Origin of the sequence: Caballeronia sp. LjRoot29, from assembly GCF_964252755.1 — a bacterium.
Taxonomy (GTDB): Bacteria; Pseudomonadota; Gammaproteobacteria; order Burkholderiales; family Burkholderiaceae; genus Caballeronia.
Window position 1 is genome coordinate 1 of the sequence record NZ_CAXUPU020000048.1, and the last position, 25,524, is coordinate 25,524.

The window sequence follows — 25,524 nt, forward strand, 5'->3', positions numbered from 1 at the left end:
GCTTGAACCAACCTCCGTCACACGTGTACCCCTTCTTCAACACGCTAAAATAGCGCTTTAGCCGGATGTCCTCACGGCTTTTGCAAAACAGGTCGCCATGCTACGTCTAAGCGAAATCAAGCTGCCGCTTGAGCATTCGGAAAGCGAACTCGAGTCGGCAATTCGCTCACGTCTCGCGCTTATTCACATCCCCGCTGATAGCCTGATCCGCTATACGGTATTCCGTCGTGCGCACGATGCACGCAAGCGCTCCGACATCAAACTCACGTACATCGTTGATGTCGATGTGAAGGACGAAGCTAGCGCACTTCCATACCTAAACGATCAACCGCATTGCACCGTGACGCCGGACATGGCGTACAAGTTCGTCGCGAAGGCACCTGTGTCGATGAGATCGCCGAGACCGGTTGTGATTGGCATGGGCCCATGCGGATTGTTCGCTGGATTGATTCTCGCGCAAATGGGCTTTCGCCCCATCATCCTGGAGCGCGGCAAGGCCGTTCGCGAACGAACCAAAGACACCTGGGGTTTGTGGCGCAAGAACGTGCTGAACCCGGAGTCGAATGTACAGTTCGGTGAAGGCGGTGCCGGGACGTTTTCGGACGGCAAGTTATACAGCCAGATCAAGGACCCGAAACACTACGGGCGCAAGGTGCTCGAAGAGTTCGTGCTTGCCGGCGCGCCGGAAGACATTCTTTATCTGAGCCGACCGCATATCGGTACGTTTCGACTGGTCGGAATGGTCGAGAAAATGCGTGCGACGATTCATCAACTCGGTGGTGAAGTCCGCTTCGAATCGCGGGTTGAAGACATCGAGATCGACGGCGGTAAGGTGCGAAGTCTCACGCTTTCGAATGGAGAAACGCTGCGCTGCGATCATGTCGTGTTATCGGTGGGACATAGCGCGCGGGACACGTTCGAGATGTTGCACGATCGTGGTGTCTACATGGAAGCGAAACCGTTTTCACTCGGATTCCGTATCGAGCATCCGCAAGGGCTGATTGATCGGAGCCGATTCGGCAAATTCGCGGGACATAAACTGCTCGGTGCAGCGGACTATAAAGTGGTTCATCACTGCAGCAACGGGCGCGCAGTCTATAGTTTTTGCATGTGTCCGGGTGGAACAGTAGTGGCGGCGGCGTCAGAACCGGGACGCCTCGTCACGAATGGGATGAGCCAATATTCGCGCAACGAGCGTAATGCGAACGCGGGTATTGTCGTGGGCATTACGCCGGACGATTTCCCGGGCGGGCCGCTCGCGGGAATCGCGTTTCAACGGCGCTGGGAAGAGCGGGCTTTCGAGCTTGGCGGTGGTGATTACTCCGCACCGGCGCAGTTGGTCGGTGATTTTATTGCAAGGCGGCCATCTACCGCGCTTGGGACGGTCGAGCCGTCGTACAAACCTGGCGTTCGTATGACCGATTTGACCAGCGCGTTACCTGAGTATGTGGTCGAGGCGATTCGCGAAGCATTGCCGCAAATCGACAAGAAGATTCCCGGATTCGCCATGCACGACGCGGTGCTGACGGGCGTCGAGACGCGCACGTCGTCGCCAATACGAGTTCGTCGAAAAGACGATTATCAAAGCGTGAATGTTGACGGGCTTTACCCAGCGGGCGAAGGCGCAGGATATGCCGGTGGTATTTATTCGGCCGCGATCGATGGGATAGAAGTGGCCGAGGCGTTGGCGTTGAAAATCATGGCGGGTTAGGCGTCGTGCCGCGTTGGTCGGATCGGTAAGCTGCCTTAAGCGGTGGTATTTATTCGTCAGCGATCGTTCAGCTTAGACGTCGTTGGCTGAGACGCTTAAGCGGCCGTTGCACATGAGCAACGGCAACGCAGCACTTCGCGCAATTAACGCGCCATCAAGTAATCACACCCACCTGCCACGGCACGAACTCGTTCTGCCCGTAACCGTGCGCTTCGCTCTTCGATGCCACTCCCGACGCGCAATCCAGCATCATCTGAAAAATGGCTTCGCCAAGTTGATCGATGGATGCCGTTCCATCGACTACGCCGCCACAGTTGATATCGATGTCCTCTTCCTGCCGCTCCCACAACGCTGTGTTCGTGGCGAGCTTCAGCGAAGGCGAGGGCGCACAGCCGTAAGCCGAGCCGCGTCCCGTCGTAAAGCAGATCAAATTTGCGCCCGACGCAACCTGGCCCGTTGCCGAGACGGGGTCGTACCCGGGCGAATCCATGAAAACAAAACCCTTTGCATCGATGGGTTGAGCGTACTCGTAGACCTCCACGAGCTTCGTCGTGCCACCTTTTGCTACCGCGCCAAGTGATTTTTCGAGAATCGTGGTCAAGCCACCGACCTTGTTTCCCGCCGATGGATTGTTGTCCATCGCCGCACCATTTCGCGCGCAATACTCCTCCCACCACTTGATGCGCGTCAGCAGTTTCTCGCCGACTTCCCGGCTCACCGCGCGTCGCGTAAGCAGATGTTCTGCGCCGTAGACCTCGGGCGTCTCGGAGAGAATCGCCGTGCCGCCATGCTGAACCAGCCGGTCGACGGCCGCGCCCAGCGCCGGATTCGCCGAAATCCCCGAATAACCGTCCGAACCGCCGCACTGCAATCCGACCACCAAATGCGACGCCGGCACGGGTTCGCGTTGGACGCGATTGGCATCGGCGAGCAGTTCTTTCACCATCGCGATGCCGCGTTCGATGGTCTTGCGCGTGCCGCCGCTATCCTGGATCGTGAAGCTGCGCAGTTTCGCGCCGTTATCTTTTAAGCCGGCCGAACCGAGGATGCCCGAGATCTGATTCGTCTCGCAGCCGAGGCCGATGAACAGCACCGAATGGAAGTTCGGATGCACGGCGTAACCCGCGAGCGTGCGTCGCAAGATCGCGATGCCGTCGCCGAGAGAATCGATCCCGCAGCCCAGCCCATGCGTCAACGCGATCACGCCATCCACGTTCGGATAATCGGCGAGCGCTTCGGGACGGACATCGCGGCGAAAGTGATCAGCGATCGCACGCGCGACGGTTGCCGAACAATTGACACTCGTCAGGATACCGATGTAATTGCGCGTGGCCACGCGGCCGTCATCGCGACGAATACCCATGAATGTGGCGGGTTTATCGACGAAATGGGTTTCGCGCATATCGACGCCGAATTCATGTTCGCGCTCGAAATCCGCCATGCCAAGGTTGTGGACATGCACATGCTGGCCACGCGCGATGTCATTCAGCGCGACGCCGATAATCTGGTTGTAGCGCCGCACGGGTTCACCTTTGATGATGTCGCGAGTAGCGATCTTGTGGCCCGGCGGAATCAGCCCGCTCACCACGAGCGGTTCTACTTCGGTCGTAATGCGCGCGCCCGACATGAGCTGGCGCGTGGCGATCACGACATCGTCGTTGGGATGAAGGCGGATAACAGTGTGATCAGTGGACATAGCCAGTATTCCTCAGGACAGCGCAGCGCGAAGCCGGCGCTGTTCAATATTCAAGCCGAGTTGATGCGCAAGATCGACAGCCGGTTTGAAGCGGCGTTGCTTTTTCTCTGCGTGGTTACGCGCGATATCGGACAGCCGGTGATCCAGAAACGGATTCTCGAAGCGGTCCCGCACATCGACGAGATAGGCGCGTGCGGCGTCGTGCTTGCCTAACGCATCGAAGACGGGAAGCACTTCGTCGCGCCACGTCGATTCCAATACCGACCGCCAGGCTTCGTTGCGCATGGCATCGTGGACGTTGGTATCGGCTGCGGCCTGATCTGCGAGCCAAAGTTCCGCAAGCATCGTATGGCCGAGGTTGAGCAACAGGAGTTTGAGGCGTTCGTAGTGAGCGAGATCGTCGGTGAGGACAATGTCTTCGTGCTCGCACGGCAGGGCCATGCCGGGTTGGCGTTCAATCGCCCATAGCGCATAGGGCTCGGCGATGGCGCCAACGGGGTGAATCGGTTCGGAGACAATTCGGTCCACTAGCGAGTTGACCCATATGCAATCGTGTTGCAAATAGTGGGTAAACACGTTGTCTGCTCGCCACTGCTTTGCAATGCCAATAACCAGATCGCGCAAGGTGTCGCCGTTGCGCGATACCAGCTCGCAAGGCAGCAAAGTCACCGGTTCGGCGCCGGCGATAAACCGGTCATGCAGCAGGGCCGCGAGCTTGGCGGGAAATCCGCGCGGAACGGAATTTCCCTTGGGGCTTCGCGCGCTGTCCTCGGCGAACGAGGTGTACCCCGTGTCGCCGGTATTCGACACGATCACCTTGACGTCGTGACGCACGCGTTCGCGTAGCGTTGGCCAGTGGTCGGTTGCGTTGAGCGCTTCGGTGATTGCGTCGCATTGAACGGTGACGTCGATGGTCGCATCGCCTTGCCGGCCGCGAATCCGCACCGGATACACGCTCGAGGCGCGCAACGCGTCGATCCGCGCGCGGCTTTCCGCATTCGAGGTGCTTTGCACGACGGTAATCCGTCCGAGCGCCTTCGACGGCTTGCGCCTGGCCGCTTCAGCAACGAACAAATCGACGTGCGCCTGTAAAAAGCGGCTCGTGCCGAACTGGAGAATCGGATTGCTCATCGTTGATATCGGCGGGTCAGCACTCGACCAATGCTTTAATCACGCCCGCCGACGGATCGAGCAGTTTGGCAAATTCGCAGGGTAAATCGCTTAATTGGAGTGTGTGCGTGTTCAGCGCCGCCGTGGGAATCAGACCTGCGCGCATGGCGGTGAGCACGGTTTCAAAGTCGTCCGGCGTGGCGTTCCGGCTCGCGAGCAGCGTGGTTTCGCGCTTGTGAAACTCGGGATCTGCAAAAGAGATTCGATCGCTAACAATCGATATCAGCACGTATTTTCCGCCATGCGCGACGAACTCCAAGCCGCGTTCCATGGCTTTTACGTTTCCGGTGGCATCGAAGACGATGTCGAAAAACTCATTGTCCGTGAGTCCCGCCAGCTGTTTAGCATCCGCCGCGGCGCCGGTCGTGTCCAGAGGAACGATATGGTCGGCGTTCAGCTGCGTCACGCAAAACCGCAAGCGGTCCTCGCGGCCGTCCAGCACCGTCACTTCGGCACCCCGCAGTTTGGCGAAGATCACCGCGGCCATTCCTATTGGCCCGGCGCCAACCACCAACGCCCGCTGCTTCGGCTGCACATCGGCTCGTGCGACTGCGTGCGCGCCGATTGCCAGGAATTCGATCATCGCGGCCTGATCGAGCGTCACGCCGTCGGCTTTGAACACAAATGCCTGCGGTACGGCGAGTTGCTCGACCAGTCCGCCGTCGGTATGGACGCCCAAAACGCGAATATTCATGCAGCAATTCGGCTTCTTGGCGCGGCACGCGATACATTTCCCACACGCAAGATAAGGCATCACGTAAACCTGATCGCCCTTTGCGACGCGTGCTCCGGCCGGCGCCGACTCCACGATCCCCGACAGTTCGTGCCCCATCACCCGGGGATACGATAGATACGGTTGATTTCCGGTGTAGATATGCAGGTCTGTGCCGCACACGCCGACGCGCTTGATGCGGATCAACACGTCGTCAGTGCCGGGTTCGGGTGACGGGCGATCGATTAGAACGAGCGAGCCGGGTTGTTCGCAGATGACAGTTTTCATGGGGATAGAAGTGATTTTTTGGCCTTACCAGAACGCATGTTAGTTTCCTAAAACGCAACTGGTCAAGCCAATTAGCCTCGGCTAGGGGTTTGGCCTGACCATCGGGCGGCATCCGGCGGCATCGTTGTTTAGAATTCAGCCTTTCCGCCGATGCGGCCCATTTGTTCAACTTAAGGAGCCTTCGTGGCTGTCAAACCTGCCGAGACGCGTCGTCTCTATCTTCAGATCGCCGATAAACTGCGCGCGCTGATCGAAGAACAAGGCTTTGCGCCAAACGCCCGCTTGCCGTCCGAGCGTGAGTTGGCACTGATGCTGGGGGTGTCGCGGCCGTCGGTGAGGGAGGCGCTGGTGGCGTTGGAGCTGGAAGGGCGCGTCGAAATCCGGATGGGATCCGGCGTTTATATCTGTGCGCCGTCCGCGCCCGGCGCGCGCTCGAGTCTGCCGCCGGGAACGGAATTCGGCGAAAGCCTGCTAGAAATCATGACGGCACGAATGGTGATCGAGGGGGCGATCGCGGCGAATGTTGCGGCATTTGGCAAGCCGAAGGCGCTCAAGGCGCTGCGCGAGATCTACGAACGCATGGCGCTGGAAGTGGCGAAGGGGCAAATTCCGCTGGCGGCGGATCGCGCGTTTCATCTGGCGGTGGCGCAAATGTCGGGAAACGATGTGCTGGTGCGCACGGTAGCTGGACTTTTCGACGAACGGCATAGCCCGCTTTCATCGAAGCTGCGTGTGCATTTTGAAGGGGAGGAAACGTGGGCGGCCGCGTTAAGCGAGCACAAGGACATACTGGACGCGCTCGAATCGCGCGATGCGATTCAGGCGCAGGCTTCCATGCAGCGTCATTTGAAGGCGTCGTACGGCCGGTTGATGACGCGCCGCAAGCATTCATAAAGCTTCTTCAGGCCAGTCCGCAATCAACCCGGACTGGTCTCCGAACAACGTACAAGCAGCGCTAAACCAGCATCAACCAGGATATGCCTCGTCCACTTTCAGCCCGGCGAGCTTGAAGATTACGCGCAGGGTTTGCGGCGCAATCTCGCGCCGCGAGGCGAGCGTCGTCAGCACGAAATCCATCACTTTCGCGTACTTGAGCATGGTCAGGCACGTTTCCATGTCGGTTGTGCCGTCGCGCATGACTTCTGCGAGGCGCAACATTTCGCCAGAAATCTCTCGGGCCATTTCGAGTTCAAGTTGCTGTTTTTCGCTCCACTCGGGCATTGACGTGAGCTTTGCAAGCATTTCCTGAAACTGCTGTTCGGCTTTACTGTCTCGGATTGGGTCCATCGCCGTCCTCAATTTTGTTCGCGTGTTCCCCTTGGGAACGCGGCGTGTGCGTTAGGTGTTACGTAACAGACCGCGCGTCGACGTTGGCCGGTGGGTTTCACCGGCTATGACCATCGGCCTGCCGAGGTCATCGTTCGTCGCGCCTGCCTTGCTACCAGGGCGTCCAACTATAAAAGTCGCGGCTCGCGCCGCCGTAATGTGCGTCCATCCCGTTGGTTATCCCGTTCTAAATGCACGAAATGTTCCATCTGAAACCCGAGCTTTCTCAGTGCTATCTTGCGAAACCTGAAACCTCCGACAGTTACCGATGCTGCGTCATGCGGGAGCGTCTATGCGCTTTTGGGTAAACTTGCCGATTTACATCGATACAACCAGCGGTTAGCGCACACTTCGGCGTCGAAATCCCGCGCGACCCCGCCTACAGAATCACTACGGTATCCAGACGATGGCCAAGAAGTCCCGAGCGCCGAACGCGCCCATTGCATCAACGGATTCGTCCGATCTAAAGCCGAAAGCAAACTCGGCCAACCACGACATCCGTCCCGGTCAGTCCCTCGAACTTTTGAAGGAACTGCACATCTTGACGCGCGACGGCAAGATGAATCAAGACAGCCGTCGAAAGTTGAAACAGGTCTATCACCTGTTCCAGTTCATCGAACCTTTGCTTGCGGAAATTCATGCAAAAGAAGGTTCGGTGTCGCTGGTCGATCATGGAGCGGGCAAGTCTTACCTTGGCTTCATTCTCTACGATCTCTACTTCAAGACTCTGCGCGATCGGTCACATATCTTTGGTATTGAGACACGCTCGGAGCTGGTTCAAAAGTCGGAGGAATTGGCCAAACGACTGGGGTTCGAAGGCATGTCGTTCGTGAATCTATCGGTGGCCGAATCGATTACGTCAGATCGTTTGCCGGAAACGGTGGACATCGTCACGGCATTGCATGCATGCAATACGGCAACCGATGACGCGATTCATTTCGCTTTGCAGAAGAAAGCGAAAACGATTGTGGTGGTGCCGTGTTGTCAGGCTGAAGTGGCGTCGGTTCTACGCAAGAACAAAGGGCATTCGCTCTCGAAAAACGTGCTGACGGAGATGTGGCGGCATCCGCTGCATACGCGCGAATTCGGCAGCCAGATCACGAATGTGTTGCGCTGCCTGCAACTGGAATCGCACGGGTATCAGGTGAGCGTGACGGAACTCGTCGGCTGGGAGCATTCGATGAAAAACGAGTTGATCATCGCGCAATTCAAGGATCTGCCGCGCGCAAAGCCCGCGCAGCGTTTATCCGATGTGCTGGAGACGCTCGGTCTGGAAGAGATGCGCGAGCGGTTCTTTACGACTTGAACCGGGCGTCGCGTTTCATGTGCGCGAGCCAGCCGGCGTGGCCGAGGCGGCGTAGCGTAGCCATGTTGCGCTCGTAGATATCGGCGGCGTCGGGGAACGCCTCTACCGCGCGTTCAATGCTTGCCTCACGCAACAAATGGAAGATCGGATAGGGCGCGCGATTAGTGAAATTTTCGATGTCGCCAGGGTCGGCGTCATCGAATTGATAGTCCGGATGAAAGCTCGCGATCTGTAGTTCACCTTCCAGCTTCAACTGTTTCAGCAGGGTATCGGCGAAATGAAGCGCGTCGTTGTACTCGGCGAAATCAGCGAGGGCGTGCGGGACGATCAACAACGTGGTGTCGGTCTGGTTTGGATCCGTTTCAGCCAGAGACTTCAGCTCGGTTTCGATATCGGCGAGGACATCTTCGAACGTGCGCGCCTCGCTGACGGCGTAGCGGACCTGGTCCTTCACATACACGGCTTTCGCAAACGGGCACAGGTTCAGGCCAATGACCGCACGCGTAAGCCAGTGTCGCGTTGTATCGATAATCTCTTCGTTCACCGTTCAATCCTGTCTTCATCGCACACCGCTTTCACGAGCAGCGCGGCAGTGGATGGCGCTGCACGCATGGGTCCGCAACCGGGGCCGAAAGTCTGGCTCGCGGCGTAAATGCCCTCGACCAGCAACGCGAGGGAATCGGCGAGAAGTTGGGGATCGGCCGCGCCCGCCGCGGTCGACAACTCCAGCAGGCGGCTCATCAGATACTGCTTGTTGTTCGCAACAGATACCCGAGCCGGATGCTCGCGATCCGCGAATTCGCAGGCTACGTTCACGAATGGGCAGCCGCGATAATCCGGATCCGATGCCCGTTCTACAAGGTCAGTAATGCTTTGTACGAGCGCCTTGCCCGGTTGCCCCGGATGTTTCTCGATACTGCGCTCGACCCGCTCCCGAAAGCGTGCGTCCATGCGCGTGAGATACGCGACCACGAGATCGTCTTTCGACGAAAACTGGCGGTACACGCTCATCTTGTTCACGCCGGCGCGTTCGACGACCGCGTCCACGCTGATCGCCCGAATGCCATCGCGATAAAACAGCTGTTCCGCCGCGTCGAGCAATTGCTCCTGCGCGGTGGCGCCGTCCATGTGCCGGCGGACGATTTTTTTATCGGCGATAGCACCTTCATTCGATACGCGTACCACGGTTATGTCCTTTACTTCTGCAGGGATTCTTGACATGTTACCGAGCAGTCACTAAGCTCGCAACCTAAATGTGACTGAGCGGTAACGTTCGTCGACACGTTCGTTGCAAGACAATTAGAAGAAACCGGAGCGAAGGATGAATTGGGCAGCGAGGCGGCTTTCAGGCCGCATGCATTACGCGTGGATATCGGTGGGCGTTGTGTTTTTAGTATTGCTCGCGGCCGCCGGCACGCGTGCAACGCCGAGCGTCATGATGTTGCCGCTCGAGCAGCAATTCGGCTGGAGCCGCGCGACCATTTCGCTCGCGATTTCCATCAACCTGGCGTTGTATGGCCTGACCGGGCCGTTCGCCGCCGCCGCGATGCAGCGTTTCGGCGTGCGCCCCACGCTGCTTGTCGCGCTGGGCGTGTTGGCGACGGGCGTGGGGTTGTCGACGCTGATGACCGCCCCGTGGCAAATGATTTTGGTGTGGGGCGTGCTGGTGGGTGGCGCTACCGGCGTCGCCGCTATCACGCTGGCGGCGACAGTGGTGAATCGCTGGTTCACGTCGCATCGCGGGCTCGCAATGGGGATTCTCACCGCCAGCTCGGCCACCGGGCAGCTCGTGTTCCTGCCCATGCTCGCGGCCGTCACCGAGCGCTTCGGCTGGCAGCCCATGGTGCTGGTCGTCGCTGTGGCCGCTGCGGTGACCTTGCCCCTGGTTGCGTGGCTGCTGCCCGAGCGTCCGGCCGATCTCGTGCTGCGCCCGTTCGGCGAAGCGCCTGATGCGCCGCCGCCCATTCCCATCGCGCAGAAGAATCCGATCACGCTCGCTTTCGGCACGCTGGGCATGGCGAGCAAGACGCGCGATTTCTGGTTGCTGGCGGGCAGCTTTTTTATTTGCGGCGCGAGCACGAATGGGTATATCGGCACGCATTTGATCGCGATGTGCGCCGATCACGGCATGACCGAAGTGCAGGGCGCAGGCCTTCTCGCCGCCATGGGCATTTTCGATCTCGTCGGCACCACGCTGTCCGGCTGGCTGTCCGATCGCTTCAACGCTCGCGTATTGCTGTTCTGGTATTACGGCTTGCGTGGGTTGTCGCTGATGTTCCTGCCGCACGCGTTTGGCATCGACTTCTATGGTTTGCCGATCTTCGCCGTGTTCTACGGGCTGGATTGGGTCGCAACCGTGCCGCCGACTGTCCGGCTTGCTACAGACGTCTATGGCAAGGAGGCGGCGCCTATCGTATTTGGCTGGGTCGTGGCGGCGCACCAGCTTGGCGCCGCGTTTGCGGCGCTTGGGGGCGGCCTGCTGCGCGCAAGCCTCGGCACCTACACCGTCGCGACGATGATCTCCGGCAGCTTGTGTATTGTCGCGGCCGTGATGGTTTTGCGGATTAACAAAGCGCCTCGCCCGATGCAGGCAGTGGCGACCTGAGCGTGGAGCAACTGCTCGCCGGCGTGCCGGTGGCGTAGCGAATCGGATGGCGCAGCGCGGGTTTGCCAGCTTGGTTATTCTTATGGTCTCGCAGCGCGCGTGTCAGCGCGCTGTCCGGATCAACCAACCTTGGACTGCCACATGACCGAAAAGATCGCCCCTACTGAAGTCGCAATCGATGCGCTGCTGGCCGGCCGCTGGAGCCCGCGGGCGATATCGAACAAGGCGGTGAGCCGCGAGCAATTGCATAGCGTGCTGGAAGCCGCGCGCTGGGCGCCGTCGTCGTCCAACCTCCAGCCGTGGCGTTTCCTGACCTTCGATCGTAACCACGACGAAGCCGCTTTCCAGAAGGCCTTCGCCACACTGGTGCCGTTCAACCAGGCGTGGAACGCGAATGTGCCGGTGCTGATCTGCGTGCTTGCGCAGACGTTGACGCCTAAAGGCGATGTGAACCGCACCGCTGCGTACGATGCGGGCGCGGCGGCTATGTCGCTCGTGCTCCAGGCACATGCCCTTGGGCTGGTCGCGCATCAAATGGCCGGATTCGACGTCAACGCGTTCCGCGAAGCGTTCTCGCCGCCAGACGATGTTGAAGTGATCGCGATGATCTCATTGGGACATCACGGCGATCCTGCATTGCTCGAAGGAGTCTTGTTAGAGCGCGAAAACGCGCCGCGCGCACGCGTGGCGATTGGTGAAATCGCATTCGATGGCGCCTGGGGCAAAGCGTTTAAATAAGCGGCTTCGAATGCTGGATAAGCGCGGTTGTCAGATAGGCAAATAGTCAGATAGATGCCGCGCGAAACGCTCATTCCTCCGCAGATGACAACGGCCGCGCCACATCCTCCAGCGACTTGCGTTCCGCCGATACCCCCCACACTCCGGCGACCACCGCCGCCAGCACCATCAGCGCAGAACCGATCAGATAGCCCGTGAACACGGCGCCGCGCTCATGTGTGTCGATGAGGCGCCCGAACAACGCGGGCCCTACAATGCCGCCCAGCGCCGTCCCGAAGGCATAGAAAATGGCGATGGCCAGCGCGCGGATCTCGAGAGGAAAGGTTTCGCTGACCGTGAGATACGCCGAACTCGCCGCCGACGATGCAAAGAAGAAGATCACCATCCAGGAAATAGTCTGCGTTGTGCTTGTCAGCCAACCCTGCTCGAACATATATCCGCTGATGGTCAGCAGAACGCCCGACATGCCGTAGGTGAAGGCGATCATCTTGCGCCGGCCGAGGACATCGAAGAGCTTGCCGAGCGCGATCGGCCCGAGGAAATTACCGGCGGCAAAGGGCAGCACATACCAGCCGATATGATCCCCCGGCACACCGTAGAAATCCGTCAGCACCAGCGCATAGGTGAAAAATATCGCGTTATAGAAAAACGCCTGCGCGGTCATCAGCGTCAGTCCGACCAGCGAGCGGCGCCGATGCGAATGAAACAGCGAATGGAACACTTCACTGAGTTTCGTGTGATCGCGAGCGTGCAGGCGCAGCGGCTTGATGGGATCGGTGGGCAAGGTCACACCATGTTCCCGAAACTTCGCCTCGATGCCCTCTACAATGTCTTTCGCCTCGTCCACACGGTTATGCGTGATCAGCCAGCGCGGGCTTTCAGGCACCCACATGCGCATGAAAAGGATCAGCAACCCCAGAATTGCGCCGATGAGAAAGCACGCCCGCCAGCCGTAATCGGGCGGCAATAAGCCCGGATCGAGCAGCACGATCGAACCTGCCGCACCCAGTCCCGCACCCACCCAGAACGTGCCGTTGATCGCGAGGTCAGTCCAGCCGCGTACGCGAGCGGGCGTGAATTCCTGGATCGTGGAATTGATCGCGGTGTATTCGCCTCCGATCCCCGCACCGGTCAGAAAGCGAAACAGCACAAAACTCGCGAGATCCCATGAAATGGCGGTGGCCGCGGTGGCCGCCACATACAAGAACAGCGTGATAAAAAACAGTTTGCGACGTCCCAGCCTGTCCGTAAGCCAACCAAAACCCAGCGCGCCAACCACCGCGCCCGCAATGTAGGCGCTGCCAGCGAACCCGACATCGGCGTTCGAAAATTTCAGCACGTGACTGGTTTTCAACGCGCTGGCCACCGCGCCGGCGAGCGTCACCTCAAGTCCGTCGAGCAGCCACGTAATCCCGAGCGCCAACACGATCAGCGTGTGAAACCGGCCCCATGGCAGCCGGTCGAGCCTTCCGGGCAGATCGGTTTCGATGATCTCTGCCGGCGCTCCGGTTTCTCCCTTCTCTCCTTTATCTGCGCGGATCGTCGTGGTGTCGTTCATGCGTTTGGCCGGTAACGAGGGGATTGACCGGCTGCAAGCGCCTCCGGCAAAGAGCATTAATTACCGGGTTTTCGAGCAAAATCCGTTCCCCCGCCGATGTTTTTGATTGACGGTTGATGTACTGCGCGTTACGTGCTAAAAACGCGCTCCACTTTTTGTTTGCGACGTCGACGGAGTTCACGCTGCCGTCGCTCACCTCATGACCTATTGCGCGATCGATTTCGGCACGTCGAATTCAGCGGTCGCATTGCCCGACGGGGCATCGATCCGGCTCGCGCCGGTCGAAGGCAGCGCCACCACGCTGCCGACCGCTGTCTTTTTCAACACGGACGAGGACGAGCAAGCCTACGGGCGGGCCGCGCTCGAGTCTTACATCGACGGCTTCGACGGCCGCCTGATGCGCTCCATGAAGAGCATTCTCGGCTCGCCGCTGGCTGAGACGAGCACGGACCTGGGCGACGGGTCCGCGATCCGCTACGTCGACGTCATCACGCTGTTCCTGCAGCATCTGAAGCAGAAGGCGCAGGCCGTTTCCAGCACGCCGATCACGCGCGCCGTTTTAGGCCGCCCGGTATTTTTCGTCGATGACGATCCCCGCGCCGATCAACTTGCCCAAAACCAGCTCCAGGCCGCGGCGCAAGCCGTTGGCCTGACGGATATCCATTTCCAGTACGAACCGATTGCAGCCGCTTTCGACTACGAAGCGCGCCTGACGAAGGAAGGCCTGGTGCTGGTCGCGGATATCGGCGGCGGCACGTCGGACTTCTCGCTGGTGCGGGTCGGGCCGGAGCGCGCCAAGCTGCTGTCCCGAAAAGACGACGTGCTCGCGCATTACGGCGTCCACGTGGCCGGAACGGACTTCGACCGGCGCGTGGAACTCGCGACAATCCTGCGCGAGCTCGGCTACCAGTCGATGGCGCCGGAAGGCCGTGAAGTGCCGAACCGCGTTTATTTCGACCTGGCCACCTGGCATTTGATCAACACGGTCTACGGGCCGAAACGCGTCAGCGAACTGCAGTTGATGCGGCATCTCTATACCGACCAGAAACACCACGATCGGTTGATGCGCGTGGTCGAGCGCCGTCTGGGGCACGCGCTGGCATCGCACGCGGAGACCGCGAAGATCGAAGTGGCGGCGGGCGGCGAGACCACCATCGGCATGGAAGAGGTAGAAGAGGCGCTGCGGATTGGCTTTAACGAGCAGCAACTTATCGATGCAGGGCTGGAAGAGACGCGGCGAATCGTGGCGGCGGCCCGGGAAACGGTGCATCGGGCGGGCGTGGCGCCTGAGGATGTCGGCGCGGTCTACTTCACCGGCGGATCAACAGGACTCGGCTTCCTGTCGCAATCGCTTTCCAATGCGTTTCCAGAGGCGCAAGCAGTATTCGGTGACCGGCTGGCCAGTGTGGCGACCGGCCTTGGTATTTATGCTCGCCGCCTATTCGGTTGATCGGTCCTGCTGCTATTACCGTCCAGCCAATCTTTTAAAGTAGTTTCTCATTAACTGCTTATAAATCCGTGATGCAAAAGAAAAACCCCGCGAGTGCGGGGTTTTTTCTGTCTGCTATTCCAGCGGCCGATAAAATTCAGGCGGGCTTGATGTTTGCAGCTTGCTTGCCTTTCGGGCCGGTCTTCACTTCAAAGCTAACCTTTTGATTTTCCTGAAGCGTCTTGAAGCCTTCCACGCGAATTTCGGAGAAATGTGCAAACAAGTCTTCGCCGCCGCCGTCCGGCGTGATGAATCCAAAGCCCTTTGCGTCATTGAACCACTTGACGGTACCGGTTTCCATGTTACTTGTTCCTAAAAATATTGAATAAGGCCGAAGCCCGAATGTGCATGAAAATCAAGGAAGGGGCAATGGGACCAGCCGGAGTACCGTAATGGGCGAACTACGAAAGACCAATTCACTCGCCACTTGAAATCCTGCAAGACGGTTTATACGGCGAATCAAACTCAAGGTCAAATAATATCCGACTGTAAACAGGGGTTTCTTGAGTCGATTTTCGCGACGTTTGAATGTCACATTACGAAACTTTCGGTAAAAATTTTCAGCGTACGCTGAACTCACTAAACTCAGTCGTAACAGTTAGAGCATGATGCGGGCGCACCCGTTAAACTACGCGCCAAGTTGGGGCAGGGCATGAATTTAGCTGACGGTTGTGCATTAATCCGCATAAGGTATTTGAAAGTTTTATGACTGAAGGAGACGGTGTGAAAAGTTCTATTCAACGGAACATTGGGCCGGTAGCGTTGTTGCTGACCGGCCTGGGGTCCATCATCGGCTCAGGCTGGTTGTTTGGCGCCTGGAAAGCGGCCAAGATTGCAGGCCCCGCGGCAATCGTCGCGTGGGTAATTGGGGCGGTCGTTATCCTCGCCATCGCGCTCACCTATGCCGAACTCGGCGCGATGTTCCCGGAGTCAGGCGGAATGGTCCGGTATGCGCGCTATTCGCATGGCGCGCTGGTTGGATTCGTCAGCGCATGGGCAAACTGGATTGCGATTGTCTCGGTCATTCCGATTGAGGCGGAAGCATCGATTCAATACATGAGTACCTGGCCATATTCTTGGGCTCATGCGCTTTTTGTCGATGGATCATTAACGCCGGTGGGGCTAATTTTATCTGCGTTATTGGTGGTGGTCTATTTCCTATTGAATTACTGGGGCGTTAAATTATTCGCTCGCGCTAATTCGGTAATCACCGTATTCAAGTTTATTATTCCCGGTGCAACTATTCTGGGTCTCATGCTGACCGGTTTTCATAGCGAAAACTTCGGTACGAGTTCCAGTTTCGCGCCTTATGGCTGGTCCGCCGTGCTGACTGCCGTTGCTACTAGCGGTATTGTATTCAGCTTTAATGGGTTTCAGAGTCCCGTTAATCTTGCTGGAGAAGCGCGCAATCCGTCGAAGAGCATTCCTTTTGCGATAATCGGTTCAATCCTGCTCGCGCTTGTCATCTATGTATTGCTGCAAGTCGCGTATATCGGTGCAGTGAGTCCCGGCGACGTGATGAAAGGCTGGAGTCATTTCAACTTCGCGTCGCCGTTCGCCGAACTCGCGCTGGCGCTTAACCTCAACTGGTTGGCGTTTCTTCTTTACGTCGATGCATTCGTCAGCCCAAGCGGTACCGGCACGACTTATATGGCGACCACGTCGCGCATGATCTACGCGATGGAGCGCAACAACACGTTGCCGAAGATCCTCGGCCACGTTCATCCGCTCTATGGCGTGCCGCGCCCGGCGATGTTCTTCAACCTCGGCGTCGCGTTCGTCTTCATGTTCTTCTTCCGTGGCTGGAGCTCGCTCGCGGCGGTGATTTCGGTTGCGACCGTCATCTCCTACCTGACCGGCCCCGTGAGCCTGATGGCGTTGCGCCGCGCGGCCACGGACCTGCATCGGCCGCTGATGATCAAAGGCATGTCGATCATCGCGCCGTTCGCCTTCGTGTGCGCGTCTGAGGTTTTGTACTGGGCAAAATGGCCGCTGACCGGCGAAATCATCCTGTTGATGGTGGTCGCGTTGCCGGTGTATTTCTACTATCAGTCCAAAACCGGTTTCCACGAATGGAGCGATGACTTGAAAGCAGCGTGGTGGCTGATCGCGTATTTGCCAGCGATGGCCTTGATTTCACTGATCGGCAGCAAGGAATTCGGTGGGCGCGGATTATTGCCGTACGGTTGGGATATGACGTTGGTGGCCGCCATGGCGCTGGCGTTTTATTATTGGGGCGTAGGAAGCGGGTATCGGTCGCAATATCTCGACGAACGCGAAAGCCACGACGATATCCTCGCCGAAGTCGGCGCGTAATAACCAGCTCGACAATTTCCGCTATCTCATTAAAAAACCCGCTTGAGCAATCAAGCGGGTTTTTTATTTCCGTTCACGGCAAATCGCCGCATTTTGTGACGACGTTTTAAGCAACGATTCAGGCATCGCGGAAAACGTAATTTGTCATGGCCAACGTTTTCTGAAACGTTCCAAGCGACTGAATTCCCAGTTCGAAATCATCGTCGGCGGCGCCCAGCGCGCCGAAAATCGGCAGCAAATGTTCATCGGTGGGATGCATCAGCACGGCGTGCGGCGCCTGTTTCCGATAATCCAGCAACGCTTCAATGTCCCTTTTTGCCAGCCGATCCTCGAACCAGTCCGTGAATTCGGTCACGCGCGGATCGGCGTCTTCCGGCCGCGCGCTGAAATCCGCTGTCCGCAGATTGTGCGTGATCTGGCCGGAGCCCACGATCATCACGCCGTCATCTCTGAGCGCCCGCAGCGCACGACCGACGCGATAGTGGTGGGCCGGATCCAGGTGCGGTTGTATCGATAACTGCGCGACCGGGATCCTCGCATCCGGAAACATCAACAGCAGCGGCACCCACGCGCCGTGGTCGAGACCGTGCTCAGTGATCGCCGACGGAATCCCGGCTTGCGTCAGCAGCGTTGCGGCCTGCTTGCCAAGGTCCGGCGCACCCGGCGCGCGATAGTGAATCTCGTACAGAGCGCGCGGAAAGCCGTAGAAATCGTGGATGGTCTCGGGTTGCTCAGCGACGCTCGCGACCGGCTGTGCCGTGCCCCAGTGCGCGGAGAGCATGAGTATCGAACGCGGACGTTCGAAGCGCGTGGCGAAAGAGGCGAACTGGGCGGAGGGCATCGACGGGTCGATAGGCAGCGTCGGAGCACCGTGGGATATGAAAACGCTCGGGAGACGGGACATTGTGGCAACCTCGGGAAAGAGTCATTACCACGAATATATAGACGGTTGAACGGTTGATAAACAGCCGGCGAGGCAACGAATTGTGTCGCCGATGTTGTTAATCGCTCGCGTCTTTCAATCCCGGCCAAGCTGCCGCAATTGGACTTCCGAGCGCAAACATATCGATCACGCGATCGACTGTCTGATCGACCATTTCATCAATAGAAGCCGGCCGATGATAGAACGCCGGCAACGGCGGGAAAATGATGCCGCCCATTTCGGTGACCGAAGTCATATTGCGAAGATGCGCGAGATTGAACGGCGTTTCGCGCACCATCAGCACCAGGCGGCGACGTTCCTTCAACACGACATCGGCGGCGCGGGTGATCAGATTGTCCGATAGCCCGAGCGCGATGCTCGCCAGCGTTTTCATCGAACATGGCGCAACGATCATGCCGTCGGTGGCGAACGACCCCGATGCAATGCTCGCACCGACATCGCGAACGTTATGCACAACGTCCGCAAGCGCGTGGACGGCGGTTTTATCGAGATCCAGTTCGTGCTGGATGTTCAGCCAACCTGCGCTGGAGATCAGCAAATGCGTTTCTGCACCGCCCAGACGGCGCAGCGCTTCCAGCAGCCGGACGCCGTAGATTGAACCGGTTGCACCCGTGATGGCGACAATCAGCCGACGCGGCACGGGCGCTCTAGGCGAAGGACGTGCGACGGACAATCTCAGGCAGCGGCGAACAATTGCTGCAGTTCGCCCGATTCGTACATTTCCATCATGATGTCCGAGCCGCCGATGAACTCACCGTTCACGTAAAGCTGCGGAATGGTCGGCCAGTTGGAGAATTCCTTGATGCCTTGACGGACGCCTTCGTCTTCAAGGACGTTGACCGTCTTGATCTCGGTCACGCCGCAAGCCTTCAGAACCTGGATGGCGCGGCCTGAGAAACCGCACATGGGAAACTGTGCGGTGCCCTTCATGAACAGCACAACCGGTGCTCCTTCAACGATTTCTTTGATGCGTTCTTGCGTTTCCATGGTCTTTCCTGCGAGGCGTTGTAATGCGGGGTTGATTTTGGGTCCAGCGGTGACGTATGGGCCACTTGCGGGCCGCTTGCGCTACTTCAAGCGAAATTTCACACGCTAACGATTTGAAATGATAGCGGATTTCAATCCAGGCGGCTTGAGCGGGCCGGAGGGCTTTGCAGCCGGTTGACGCCATCATCTACGGGAGTCAAGCCGCGAAAAAACCGCCGCTGACACGTTCGATCCCAGCCAGATCGCGCTCCGAGCGCACGTCGGACAAACCGCGCGCCGTCAACAGGGCGCGTACATCGGCGGCCTGATCGTAGCCATGTTCCAGCCAGAGCGAGCCGCCCGTCGCCAGGAAAAACGGCGCCGTCTGGACGATTGTGCGGATCGCGGCGAGTCCGTCGGCTTCATCAGTGAGGGCGGTACGGGGTTCGAAGCGCAGATCACCTTCGGAAAGATGAGGGTCATTCTTCGCGATATACGGCGGATTGCTCACGATCACGTCGAAGCGCAGCGCGGGATCGAGCGCGCTGGTCCAATCGCTTTTCAGCAGCGTGATGTTGCGCTCGGGGCGCAGCAACCGTGACGCATTTCGTGTAGCAACTGCCAGCGCTTCGGCGGATTGATCGACCGCCCAGACGCGGGCGTTGTCGTGGGAAAAAGCAATCGCCACGGCGATCGCGCCACTGCCCGTGCCTAGATCGAGCACTCGTGGCGCTTCGATCCCGGCCAGCTTTTCAAGCGCGATTTCCACGAGCAATTCGGTCTCTGGCCGCGGAATCAGCACATCCGGCGTGACCTCGAACGCGAGCCCAAAGAACTCCCGCATCCCCACGAGTTGCGCGATCGGTTCGCCCGCCGCGCGCCGTTGGGCCAGCGCGTCGAAGCGCTCGACGCTTTCTTCAGGCAGTTCCTTGTCATCGCGCGTGATCAATTCGGTCCGTCGCCAGCCGAGCACGTGCTCGAGCAAAATCCGCGTTTCGAGCGCGGGCAGGGGAGACGCGCGCAATAACCCGGCGACCGACGTCATTCCGAATCGCCCAGCGCAGCTAGCAACTCGGCCTGATGTTCGCTGACGAGCGCGGCCACCAGGTCGTCGATATCGCCATCCATGATCGCGTCGAGCTTGTACAGCGTCAGGTTGATCCGGTGATCGGTCATTCGCCCTTGCGGAAAGTTATACGTGCGAATCCGTTCCGAACGATCGCCCGAGCCAATCAGGCTCTTGCGCGTGGCCGCTTCCTTCGCGTGCTGCTCCTGGTTCTGCTTGTCCATGATCCGCGCGGCGAGCACCTTCAGCGCGCGATCCTTGTTCTTGTGCTGCGAGCGGTCGTCCTGACATTCCACGACAATCCCCGTCGGCAAATGCGTGACACGCACGGCAGAATCGGTCTTGTTGATGTGCTGGCCGCCGGCGCCGGACGCGCGGAAGGTATCGATACGCAAGTCCGCCGGATTGATCACGACTTCGCCAACCTCGTCGGCTTCGGGCATCACCGCGACCGTGCAGGCCGACGTATGGATGCGCCCCTGCGTTTCGGTCGCGGGAACCCGCTGCACGCGATGCCCACCCGATTCGAACTTCAGCTTCGAATACACGTTCTGGCCGGCGATCCGCACGATCGCTTCTTTATAGCCGCCGAGATCGGAGACGCTCTCCGACATCATTTCGACCGTCCAGCGATTGCGCTCGGCGTATCGAAGATACATGCGCAGAAGGTCGCCTGCGAACAGCGCGGATTCATCGCCGCCCGTGCCCGCCCGGATTTCGATGAAGATATTGCGGTCATCGTTCGGATCTTTCGGCAGCAACATGGCCTGCAGATCGCGCTCGATAGCTAGCATCCGATCGCGCGCTTCGCCAATTTCTTCTTCGGCGAAATCGCGCATGGACGGGTCAGAGAGCAATTCCATGGCGGTGGTTTCGTCGTTCGACGCCTGCCGCCACAACGCGTATTGCTCCACGACCGGACCAATTTCGGCATTTTCCCGCGTGATCTTCCGATACTGATCCATATCGGCGGTCACATCTTCGCGGCTCATCAGGTCATTGAGTTCGGCCAGCCGGGTAGTCAGCTGGTCGAGCTTGTTTTGCATGCTCGTTTTCATGGAAGGCTGGAGCGAGGCTCCGAAGAAGACAGCAATCAGGAAGGCGACCGCAAAGATGCCCGCATGCGGCGCAAAGCAGAAGAGACGAGAGAGGGGCGCTAAGTTTCCGACGGATCGGACGGTTCGTTCGATCCTGACGGATGGCCGTGCTTGTAAAGCCCGCCCATCAGGTCGATGAGCTGGTCGCGATTCTCACGGCTGGCACGGCTGAGCGCGTGCGTGGGACCGTGGATCAGCTTGTTGGTCAGCGATTGCGACAGCGCTTCGAGCACCGCAGCTGGGTCGTCGCCGCGCGCGAGCATCTTGCGGGCGCGTTCGACTTCGGCGCGGCGCATTGCATCGGCTTGCGTGTGCATGTGGCGGATCACCGGCACGATGCTGCGTGCATCGAGCCATTGCATGAAGCCCTGCACACGGGTGTCGATGATCGATTCCGCTTGCGCCACCGCCGCTTGCCGCGACGCGCTGCCTTCGCGCACGATCGCGCCGAGGTCATCGACGGTATAGAGGAATACGTCCTGCAGCTTGCCCACTTCAGGTTCGATGTCGCGCGGAACCGCGAGATCGACCATGAAAATTGGCCGATGACGACGCGCCTTGACAGCCCGTTCCACCGCGCCCAATCCAATGATCGGCAACGTGGATGCCGTGCACGACACGATGATGTCGAACTCGTGCATGCGCGCGGGCAGTTCGGAAAGGGGAATGGAGCGGCCGTTGAAGCGGTCGGCGAGCTTTTCGCCGCGCTCGGCGGTGCGGTTCGCGACCACGAGCTCGCGCGGCTTTTGCGCGGCAAAGTGCGTCGCGCACAACTCGATCATTTCGCCCGCACCGATGAACAGCACGCGCTGACCCGAAATGTTTTCGAAGATGCGCTGCGCGAGACGCACGGCCGCAGCAGCCATGGAAACAGATTGCGCCCCAATTTCGGTGGTCGTGCGGACTTCCTTCGCCACGGCGAAGGTGCGTTGGAACAACTGGTTCAGATAGGTGCCGAGCGCGCCGGCTTCAGACGCCGTGCGCACCGCATCCTTCATCTGGCCGACGATCTGCGTCTCGCCGAGCACCATGGAATCAAGCCCCGAGGCGACGCGAAACGCATGCCGCACCGCTTCGGACTGCGGCAGCGCGTAGACGTGCGGCGCGAGTTCGGACACCGGCAGGTTGTGATACTTGGACAGCCAATGGATGGCGGCGTCGCGGGCGGCTTTGTCGTCGGTGGCGCAATACAGCTCCGTGCGGTTGCACGTCGACAGGATCGCTGCCTCCGGCGCTGCTTTCCCCAGCGGCCCCAGCCACAGGTCTTTCAGCGCGCCGAGCGCTGGTTTGATCTGTTCGAGCGGAAACGCCACGCGTTCGCGCAAGGCGACAGGCGCAGTGTGGTGGTTGATTCCGATCGCGAGGAGCTGCATGTTATGGGCCTGATCCGATGGCCTTGAGACCCTTGGAATTTAGCCCGATATTATAGCCTTTCGCGGATTTCTTCAGTCCCAGCCTGGAAACCCAAGCCAGACAAGCCGCCCGGGATGCCGTCAGCTTCAATCCGGTCCAGTTGGTAACCGTAGCCGTAGAGCGGGGTCAGCCGGTAACCGTTGTCCGGCCGAAGCAGCAATTTCGTGCGCAGACGGGACGCGTGGGTGTCCAGAGTCCGCGACGCCATGTCGCTTCCGCGTGGCCATACGACTTCCATGATGTGCGCCCGCGACACGGCGCGTGACAGGTTCGTGAACAGCAACCGGGCGAAGCGGAATTCCTTCGGCGTGAGCAAAACCCGCACGTCCCCGAAACTCACGCTCAATTTCGACGCGTTGAACCGATATTCGCCGAAATGCTCGGCGGCAGGCGTGCGAATCGCGCTGCGGCGTGCCAGCACCTCGACGCGAGCCGCCAGTTCGATGCATCGGACGGTTTTTGCGACGCAATCGTCGGCGCCGGCTTTCAGGCACGCGACCATATCGGCTTCGCTCTGGCTCGCCGCGATCAACACAATGGGAAGCTGCGGCGCCAGTTGCCTGACCCGTTCGATGATTTCCGCGCCGATTGTCGCGCGTTTCATTGGCGGCGATCAGCAAATCGAATGTGTCGTACCTCATCCGATCCAGCAATACGGGCGCCGTGGGGAAAAAATGGCAGAAATGGCCGTCCAGGACAAGTGTCCGGCGCATGAGTGCGGCGTGCTGAACGTCCGCGTCGATGATGGCGATTCGCATGATTTCCGACGCTGCCGCGCGCGTTGAGAACAGGCTGGGCGGCGCGGCACTTGGCACTTGCTTGCCATCGCCATTCCAGCCCCCTAAACTCATCCGCTACGCTGCAAACGCCTTCCAGACCTTCTAGGTTACAGAACCGAAAATGCTAGTTCACCAATCCGATTCAACCCATAGGTTTAGTCTTAATTCCGCTGGAACGTCCCGCTAATGGGGTGGCCAGGGATCATATTTCTCGGTTTGGTGGTGGGGCTCGCCGGATGGTGGCTGCATCCGTTGCGGCGTTTGGTCTCAAAACCACTCGGCCGGTTATGGGCGGCGGGACTCGCGGGCGTGGTAGCGGCGGCGCTCGCAAAAATGCTCGGCAATATCACTGGCGCTTTCCACGATGGCGATTCCCTCGAGTGGCTCGCGTGCGCGCTGTTGGCGCTCGTCACAGTAACCGTCACGGTAGGGCTGGCCGCGCGGAGTTGATTCGCGGTTAATGTACCGTTGATGACGTTCGACTGGTTCTATGTATCAAATAAATTCTGCAGGTGACTCTATGAACGATCGACTGAATTCCCCCGATGCCCAGACTTTCGCCGGGCGTATCGAATTGCTGCGCGGCGCGATGGCGCGTAAGGCGCTGGCCGCCGTGCTGGTGCCGTCGTCGGACCCGCATATCTCCGAGTACTTGCCGGAGCATTGGCAGGGGCGGCAATGGCTCTCAGGGTTCACGGGTTCGGTCGGAACGCTGGTCGTGACCGCCGATTTCGCCGGCGTGTGGGTCGACAGCCGTTATTGGACGATGGCCGAGGCGCAATTGGCGGGGACGGGAATCGCGCTGATGAAGATGATGGCCGGGCAGCAGTCCGCACCGCACGTGGACTGGCTCGCGGAGAACGTGGCGGCTGGCGAGACGGTCGCAGTCGATGGCGCCGTGCTCGGCGTGGCGGCGGCGCGGGCGCTGCAGGATGCGTTGACCGCACGCGGGATCGTGTTGCGCACGGACCTGGATCTGCTTGATGCCGTTTGGCCGGAGCGGCCGGGTTTGCCGTCGGAGAATGTGTACGAACACGCCGCGCCCCAGGCGAGCGTCACGCGTCCGGAGAAGCTCGCGGAAGTGCGGCGCGTGATGCGCGAGAAGGGCGCGCAGTGGCATTTCATCTCGACGCTCGACGATCTCGCGTGGCTCTTCAACCTGCGCGGCGCCGACGTCACCTATAACCCCGTGTTCGTCGCGCATGCGTTGATCGGTTTGGACGACGCGTCGCTGTTCGTCGGCGATGGCAAGATTTCCGCCGATCTCAAGGCATCGCTGGCGAAGGAGAACGTGCGCGTGGAGCCGTATTCCGCTGTGGCCAATGCTCTTGGTGCGTTGCCCGCGGGTTCCTCGCTGCTTATCGATCCGCGCCGGATCACGTTCGGTTCGCTCGAGAAAGTGCCGGCTGAAGTGAAGATTGTGGAGGCGGTGAATCCGTCGACGTTCGCCAAGTCGCGCAAGACTGCCGCCGACGCCGCGCACATCCGTTCGACGATGGAACAGGACGGCGCCGCGCTTGCCGAGTTCTTCGCATGGTTCGAAGACGCGCTCGGACGCGAGACGATCACGGAACTCACCATCGATGAAAAACTGACGGCTGCACGTGCGCGCCGGCCAGGATTCGTCACGTTGAGCTTTGCCACTATCGCCGGCTTCAACTCGAATGGCGCGATGCCGCATTACCGCGCGACCGACGCCTCGCATTCGGTGATCGAAGGCAATGGTCTACTGCTGATCGATTCAGGTGGCCAATACCTGAGCGGTACGACGGACATCACGCGCGTTGTACCTATCGGCACGATCACGTCGGAGCACAAACGCGATTTCACGATCGTGCTGAAGGGGACCATTGCGCTGTCGCGGGCGCATTTCCCGCGCGGCATTCGCTCACCCATGCTCGATGCCATCGCCCGTGCGCCGATCTGGGAAGCCGGTGCGGATTACGGACACGGCACGGGGCATGGCGTCGGGTATTTCCTGAACGTGCACGAAGGCCCACAGGTCATCTCCCACTACGCGCCGGCCGAGCCGTACACGGCGATGGAAGACGGCATGATCACGTCGATTGAACCGGGGCTTTATCGGCCAGGGAAATGGGGTATTCGCATCGAAAATCTCGTCATGAACGAACCCGCCGGCAAAACTGAATTCGGCGATTTCCTCAAGTTCGAAACGCTGACGCTGTGTCCTATCGACACACGCTGCATCGACCTGACGTTGCTGCGCGACGACGAACGCGCGTGGCTCAACGACTATCACGCGACGGTTTTCGAACGCGTCTCGCCGCATGTGTCCGGCGCGGCGAAAACGTGGCTCGAAAAACGCACGCAAGCAATCTGAACGG

At 59.5% G+C, this 25,524-nt stretch carries 24 protein-coding genes; 9 read left to right on the top strand and 15 right to left on the bottom strand.

The window, feature by feature from the left end; all coding sequences use genetic code 11:
- Window positions 1-97: 97 nt before the first annotated feature.
- Window positions 98-1,711: an NAD(P)/FAD-dependent oxidoreductase gene (locus ACSQ83_RS32625; RefSeq protein ID WP_436230954.1), complete on the top strand. Its 1,614-nt coding sequence runs from the start codon at window positions 98-100 to the stop codon at window positions 1,709-1,711.
- A 154-nt stretch (window positions 1,712-1,865) separates the two neighbouring features.
- Here ACSQ83_RS32625 and ACSQ83_RS32630 read toward each other — a convergent pair whose 3' ends face one another.
- The 3 genes from ACSQ83_RS32630 to ACSQ83_RS32640 are packed head-to-tail and all read right to left on the bottom strand — an operon-like array spanning window position 1,866 to window position 5,577.
- Window positions 1,866-3,407 (bottom strand): UxaA family hydrolase, encoded by a 1,542-nt coding sequence (locus ACSQ83_RS32630; RefSeq protein WP_436230955.1) that lies wholly within the window; start codon window positions 3,405-3,407, stop codon window positions 1,866-1,868.
- 12 nt (window positions 3,408-3,419) lie between these two features.
- Window positions 3,420-4,538: a mannitol dehydrogenase family protein gene (locus ACSQ83_RS32635; protein ID WP_436230956.1), complete on the bottom strand. Its 1,119-nt coding sequence runs from the start codon at window positions 4,536-4,538 to the stop codon at window positions 3,420-3,422.
- 16 nt (window positions 4,539-4,554) lie between these two features.
- A complete protein-coding gene (locus ACSQ83_RS32640) occupies window positions 4,555-5,577 on the bottom strand; it encodes a zinc-binding alcohol dehydrogenase family protein (RefSeq protein WP_436230957.1) in 1,023 nt (340 codons plus the stop codon).
- 183 nt (window positions 5,578-5,760) lie between these two features.
- On the opposite strand from ACSQ83_RS32640, the gene ACSQ83_RS32645 reads away from it, so the two are divergent.
- A complete protein-coding gene (locus ACSQ83_RS32645) occupies window positions 5,761-6,471 on the top strand; it encodes a FadR/GntR family transcriptional regulator (protein ID WP_436230958.1) in 711 nt (236 codons plus the stop codon).
- A gap of 72 nt (window positions 6,472-6,543) precedes the next feature.
- Here the strand turns inward: ACSQ83_RS32645 and ACSQ83_RS32650 are convergent, their stop codons facing one another.
- Window positions 6,544-6,864: a hypothetical protein gene (locus ACSQ83_RS32650; protein WP_031362147.1), complete on the bottom strand. Its 321-nt coding sequence runs from the start codon at window positions 6,862-6,864 to the stop codon at window positions 6,544-6,546.
- 445 nt (window positions 6,865-7,309) lie between these two features.
- Between ACSQ83_RS32650 and ACSQ83_RS32655 the strand changes: the two genes are divergently transcribed.
- Entirely contained in the window at window positions 7,310-8,209 is a 900-nt protein-coding gene (locus tag ACSQ83_RS32655; protein ID WP_436230959.1) for a class I SAM-dependent methyltransferase, read from the top strand.
- Here the strand turns inward: ACSQ83_RS32655 and ACSQ83_RS32660 are convergent.
- Both ACSQ83_RS32660 and ACSQ83_RS32665 read right to left on the bottom strand, forming a co-directional pair.
- Window positions 8,199-8,753: a DUF1415 domain-containing protein gene (locus ACSQ83_RS32660; protein WP_414954167.1), complete on the bottom strand. Its 555-nt coding sequence runs from the start codon at window positions 8,751-8,753 to the stop codon at window positions 8,199-8,201. The two genes, ACSQ83_RS32655 and ACSQ83_RS32660, sit on opposite strands and share 11 nt — an antisense overlap.
- On the bottom strand, window positions 8,750-9,337 hold the full coding sequence (locus ACSQ83_RS32665) for a TetR/AcrR family transcriptional regulator (protein WP_436230993.1): 588 nt from the start codon (window positions 9,335-9,337) through the stop codon (window positions 8,750-8,752). Before ACSQ83_RS32665 ends, ACSQ83_RS32660 begins: the two co-directional genes overlap by 4 nt.
- A 193-nt stretch (window positions 9,338-9,530) precedes the next feature.
- Here ACSQ83_RS32665 and ACSQ83_RS32670 point away from each other — a divergent pair, with 193 nt between their 5' ends.
- Both ACSQ83_RS32670 and ACSQ83_RS32675 read left to right on the top strand, forming a co-directional pair.
- On the top strand, window positions 9,531-10,814 hold the full coding sequence (locus ACSQ83_RS32670; protein ID WP_436230960.1) for an MFS transporter: 1,284 nt from the start codon (window positions 9,531-9,533) through the stop codon (window positions 10,812-10,814).
- A 141-nt stretch (window positions 10,815-10,955) separates the two neighbouring features.
- The gene (locus ACSQ83_RS32675) at window positions 10,956-11,552 is read left to right on the top strand and encodes a nitroreductase family protein (protein ID WP_436230961.1); all 597 of its coding nucleotides are present in this window, start codon (window positions 10,956-10,958) and stop codon (window positions 11,550-11,552) included.
- A gap of 70 nt (window positions 11,553-11,622) precedes the next feature.
- On the opposite strand, the gene ACSQ83_RS32680 is transcribed toward ACSQ83_RS32675, so the two are convergent.
- Window positions 11,623-13,110, bottom strand: coding sequence for an MFS transporter (locus ACSQ83_RS32680; protein WP_414954163.1), 1,488 nt, complete (start codon window positions 13,108-13,110; stop codon window positions 11,623-11,625).
- Window positions 13,111-13,309: 199 nt separating this feature from the next.
- On the opposite strand from ACSQ83_RS32680, the gene ACSQ83_RS32685 reads away from it, so the two are divergent.
- Entirely contained in the window at window positions 13,310-14,560 is a 1,251-nt protein-coding gene (locus ACSQ83_RS32685; protein ID WP_436230962.1) for an Hsp70 family protein, read from the top strand.
- Between the two features lie 136 nt (window positions 14,561-14,696).
- Here ACSQ83_RS32685 and ACSQ83_RS32690 read toward each other — a convergent pair whose 3' ends face one another.
- Complete coding sequence (locus ACSQ83_RS32690; RefSeq protein ID WP_158937752.1) at window positions 14,697-14,900, bottom strand: cold-shock protein; 204 nt, start codon at window positions 14,898-14,900, stop codon at window positions 14,697-14,699.
- A 422-nt stretch (window positions 14,901-15,322) separates the two neighbouring features.
- On the opposite strand from ACSQ83_RS32690, the gene ACSQ83_RS32695 reads away from it, so the two are divergent.
- Window positions 15,323-16,915 (top strand): APC family permease, encoded by a 1,593-nt coding sequence (locus tag ACSQ83_RS32695; RefSeq protein WP_436230963.1) that lies wholly within the window; start codon window positions 15,323-15,325, stop codon window positions 16,913-16,915.
- A gap of 118 nt (window positions 16,916-17,033) precedes the next feature.
- On the opposite strand, the gene ACSQ83_RS32700 is transcribed toward ACSQ83_RS32695, so the two are convergent.
- The 7 genes from ACSQ83_RS32700 to ACSQ83_RS32730 form a co-directional block, all read right to left on the bottom strand.
- A complete protein-coding gene (locus tag ACSQ83_RS32700; RefSeq protein WP_436230964.1) occupies window positions 17,034-17,819 on the bottom strand; it encodes a DODA-type extradiol aromatic ring-opening family dioxygenase in 786 nt (261 codons plus the stop codon).
- A gap of 97 nt (window positions 17,820-17,916) precedes the next feature.
- A complete protein-coding gene (locus ACSQ83_RS32705; RefSeq protein ID WP_436230965.1) occupies window positions 17,917-18,498 on the bottom strand; it encodes a UbiX family flavin prenyltransferase in 582 nt (193 codons plus the stop codon).
- A 35-nt stretch (window positions 18,499-18,533) separates the two neighbouring features.
- Window positions 18,534-18,845 (bottom strand): Grx4 family monothiol glutaredoxin, encoded by a 312-nt coding sequence (gene grxD, locus ACSQ83_RS32710; RefSeq protein ID WP_414954158.1) that lies wholly within the window; start codon window positions 18,843-18,845, stop codon window positions 18,534-18,536.
- 196 nt (window positions 18,846-19,041) lie between these two features.
- Window positions 19,042-19,869, bottom strand: a complete 828-nt coding sequence (gene prmC, locus ACSQ83_RS32715; protein WP_436230966.1) for a peptide chain release factor N(5)-glutamine methyltransferase — start codon at window positions 19,867-19,869, stop codon at window positions 19,042-19,044.
- Window positions 19,866-20,948, bottom strand: coding sequence for a peptide chain release factor 1 (prfA, locus tag ACSQ83_RS32720; RefSeq protein ID WP_436230967.1), 1,083 nt, complete (start codon window positions 20,946-20,948; stop codon window positions 19,866-19,868). Before prfA ends, prmC begins: the two co-directional genes overlap by 4 nt.
- A gap of 98 nt (window positions 20,949-21,046) precedes the next feature.
- The gene (gene hemA, locus ACSQ83_RS32725; protein ID WP_436230968.1) at window positions 21,047-22,360 is read right to left on the bottom strand and encodes a glutamyl-tRNA reductase; all 1,314 of its coding nucleotides are present in this window, start codon (window positions 22,358-22,360) and stop codon (window positions 21,047-21,049) included.
- Window positions 22,361-22,410: 50 nt separating this feature from the next.
- On the bottom strand, window positions 22,411-23,004 hold the full coding sequence (locus ACSQ83_RS32730) for a response regulator transcription factor (protein WP_436230969.1): 594 nt from the start codon (window positions 23,002-23,004) through the stop codon (window positions 22,411-22,413).
- Window positions 23,005-23,365: 361 nt separating this feature from the next.
- Here ACSQ83_RS32730 and ACSQ83_RS32735 point away from each other — a divergent pair, with 361 nt between their 5' ends.
- Window positions 23,366-23,629: a hypothetical protein gene (locus tag ACSQ83_RS32735; protein WP_414954153.1), complete on the top strand. Its 264-nt coding sequence runs from the start codon at window positions 23,366-23,368 to the stop codon at window positions 23,627-23,629.
- A 70-nt stretch (window positions 23,630-23,699) separates the two neighbouring features.
- The gene (locus ACSQ83_RS32740; RefSeq protein ID WP_436230970.1) at window positions 23,700-25,520 is read left to right on the top strand and encodes an aminopeptidase P family protein; all 1,821 of its coding nucleotides are present in this window, start codon (window positions 23,700-23,702) and stop codon (window positions 25,518-25,520) included.
- The last annotated feature ends 4 nt before the right edge of the window (window positions 25,521-25,524 follow it).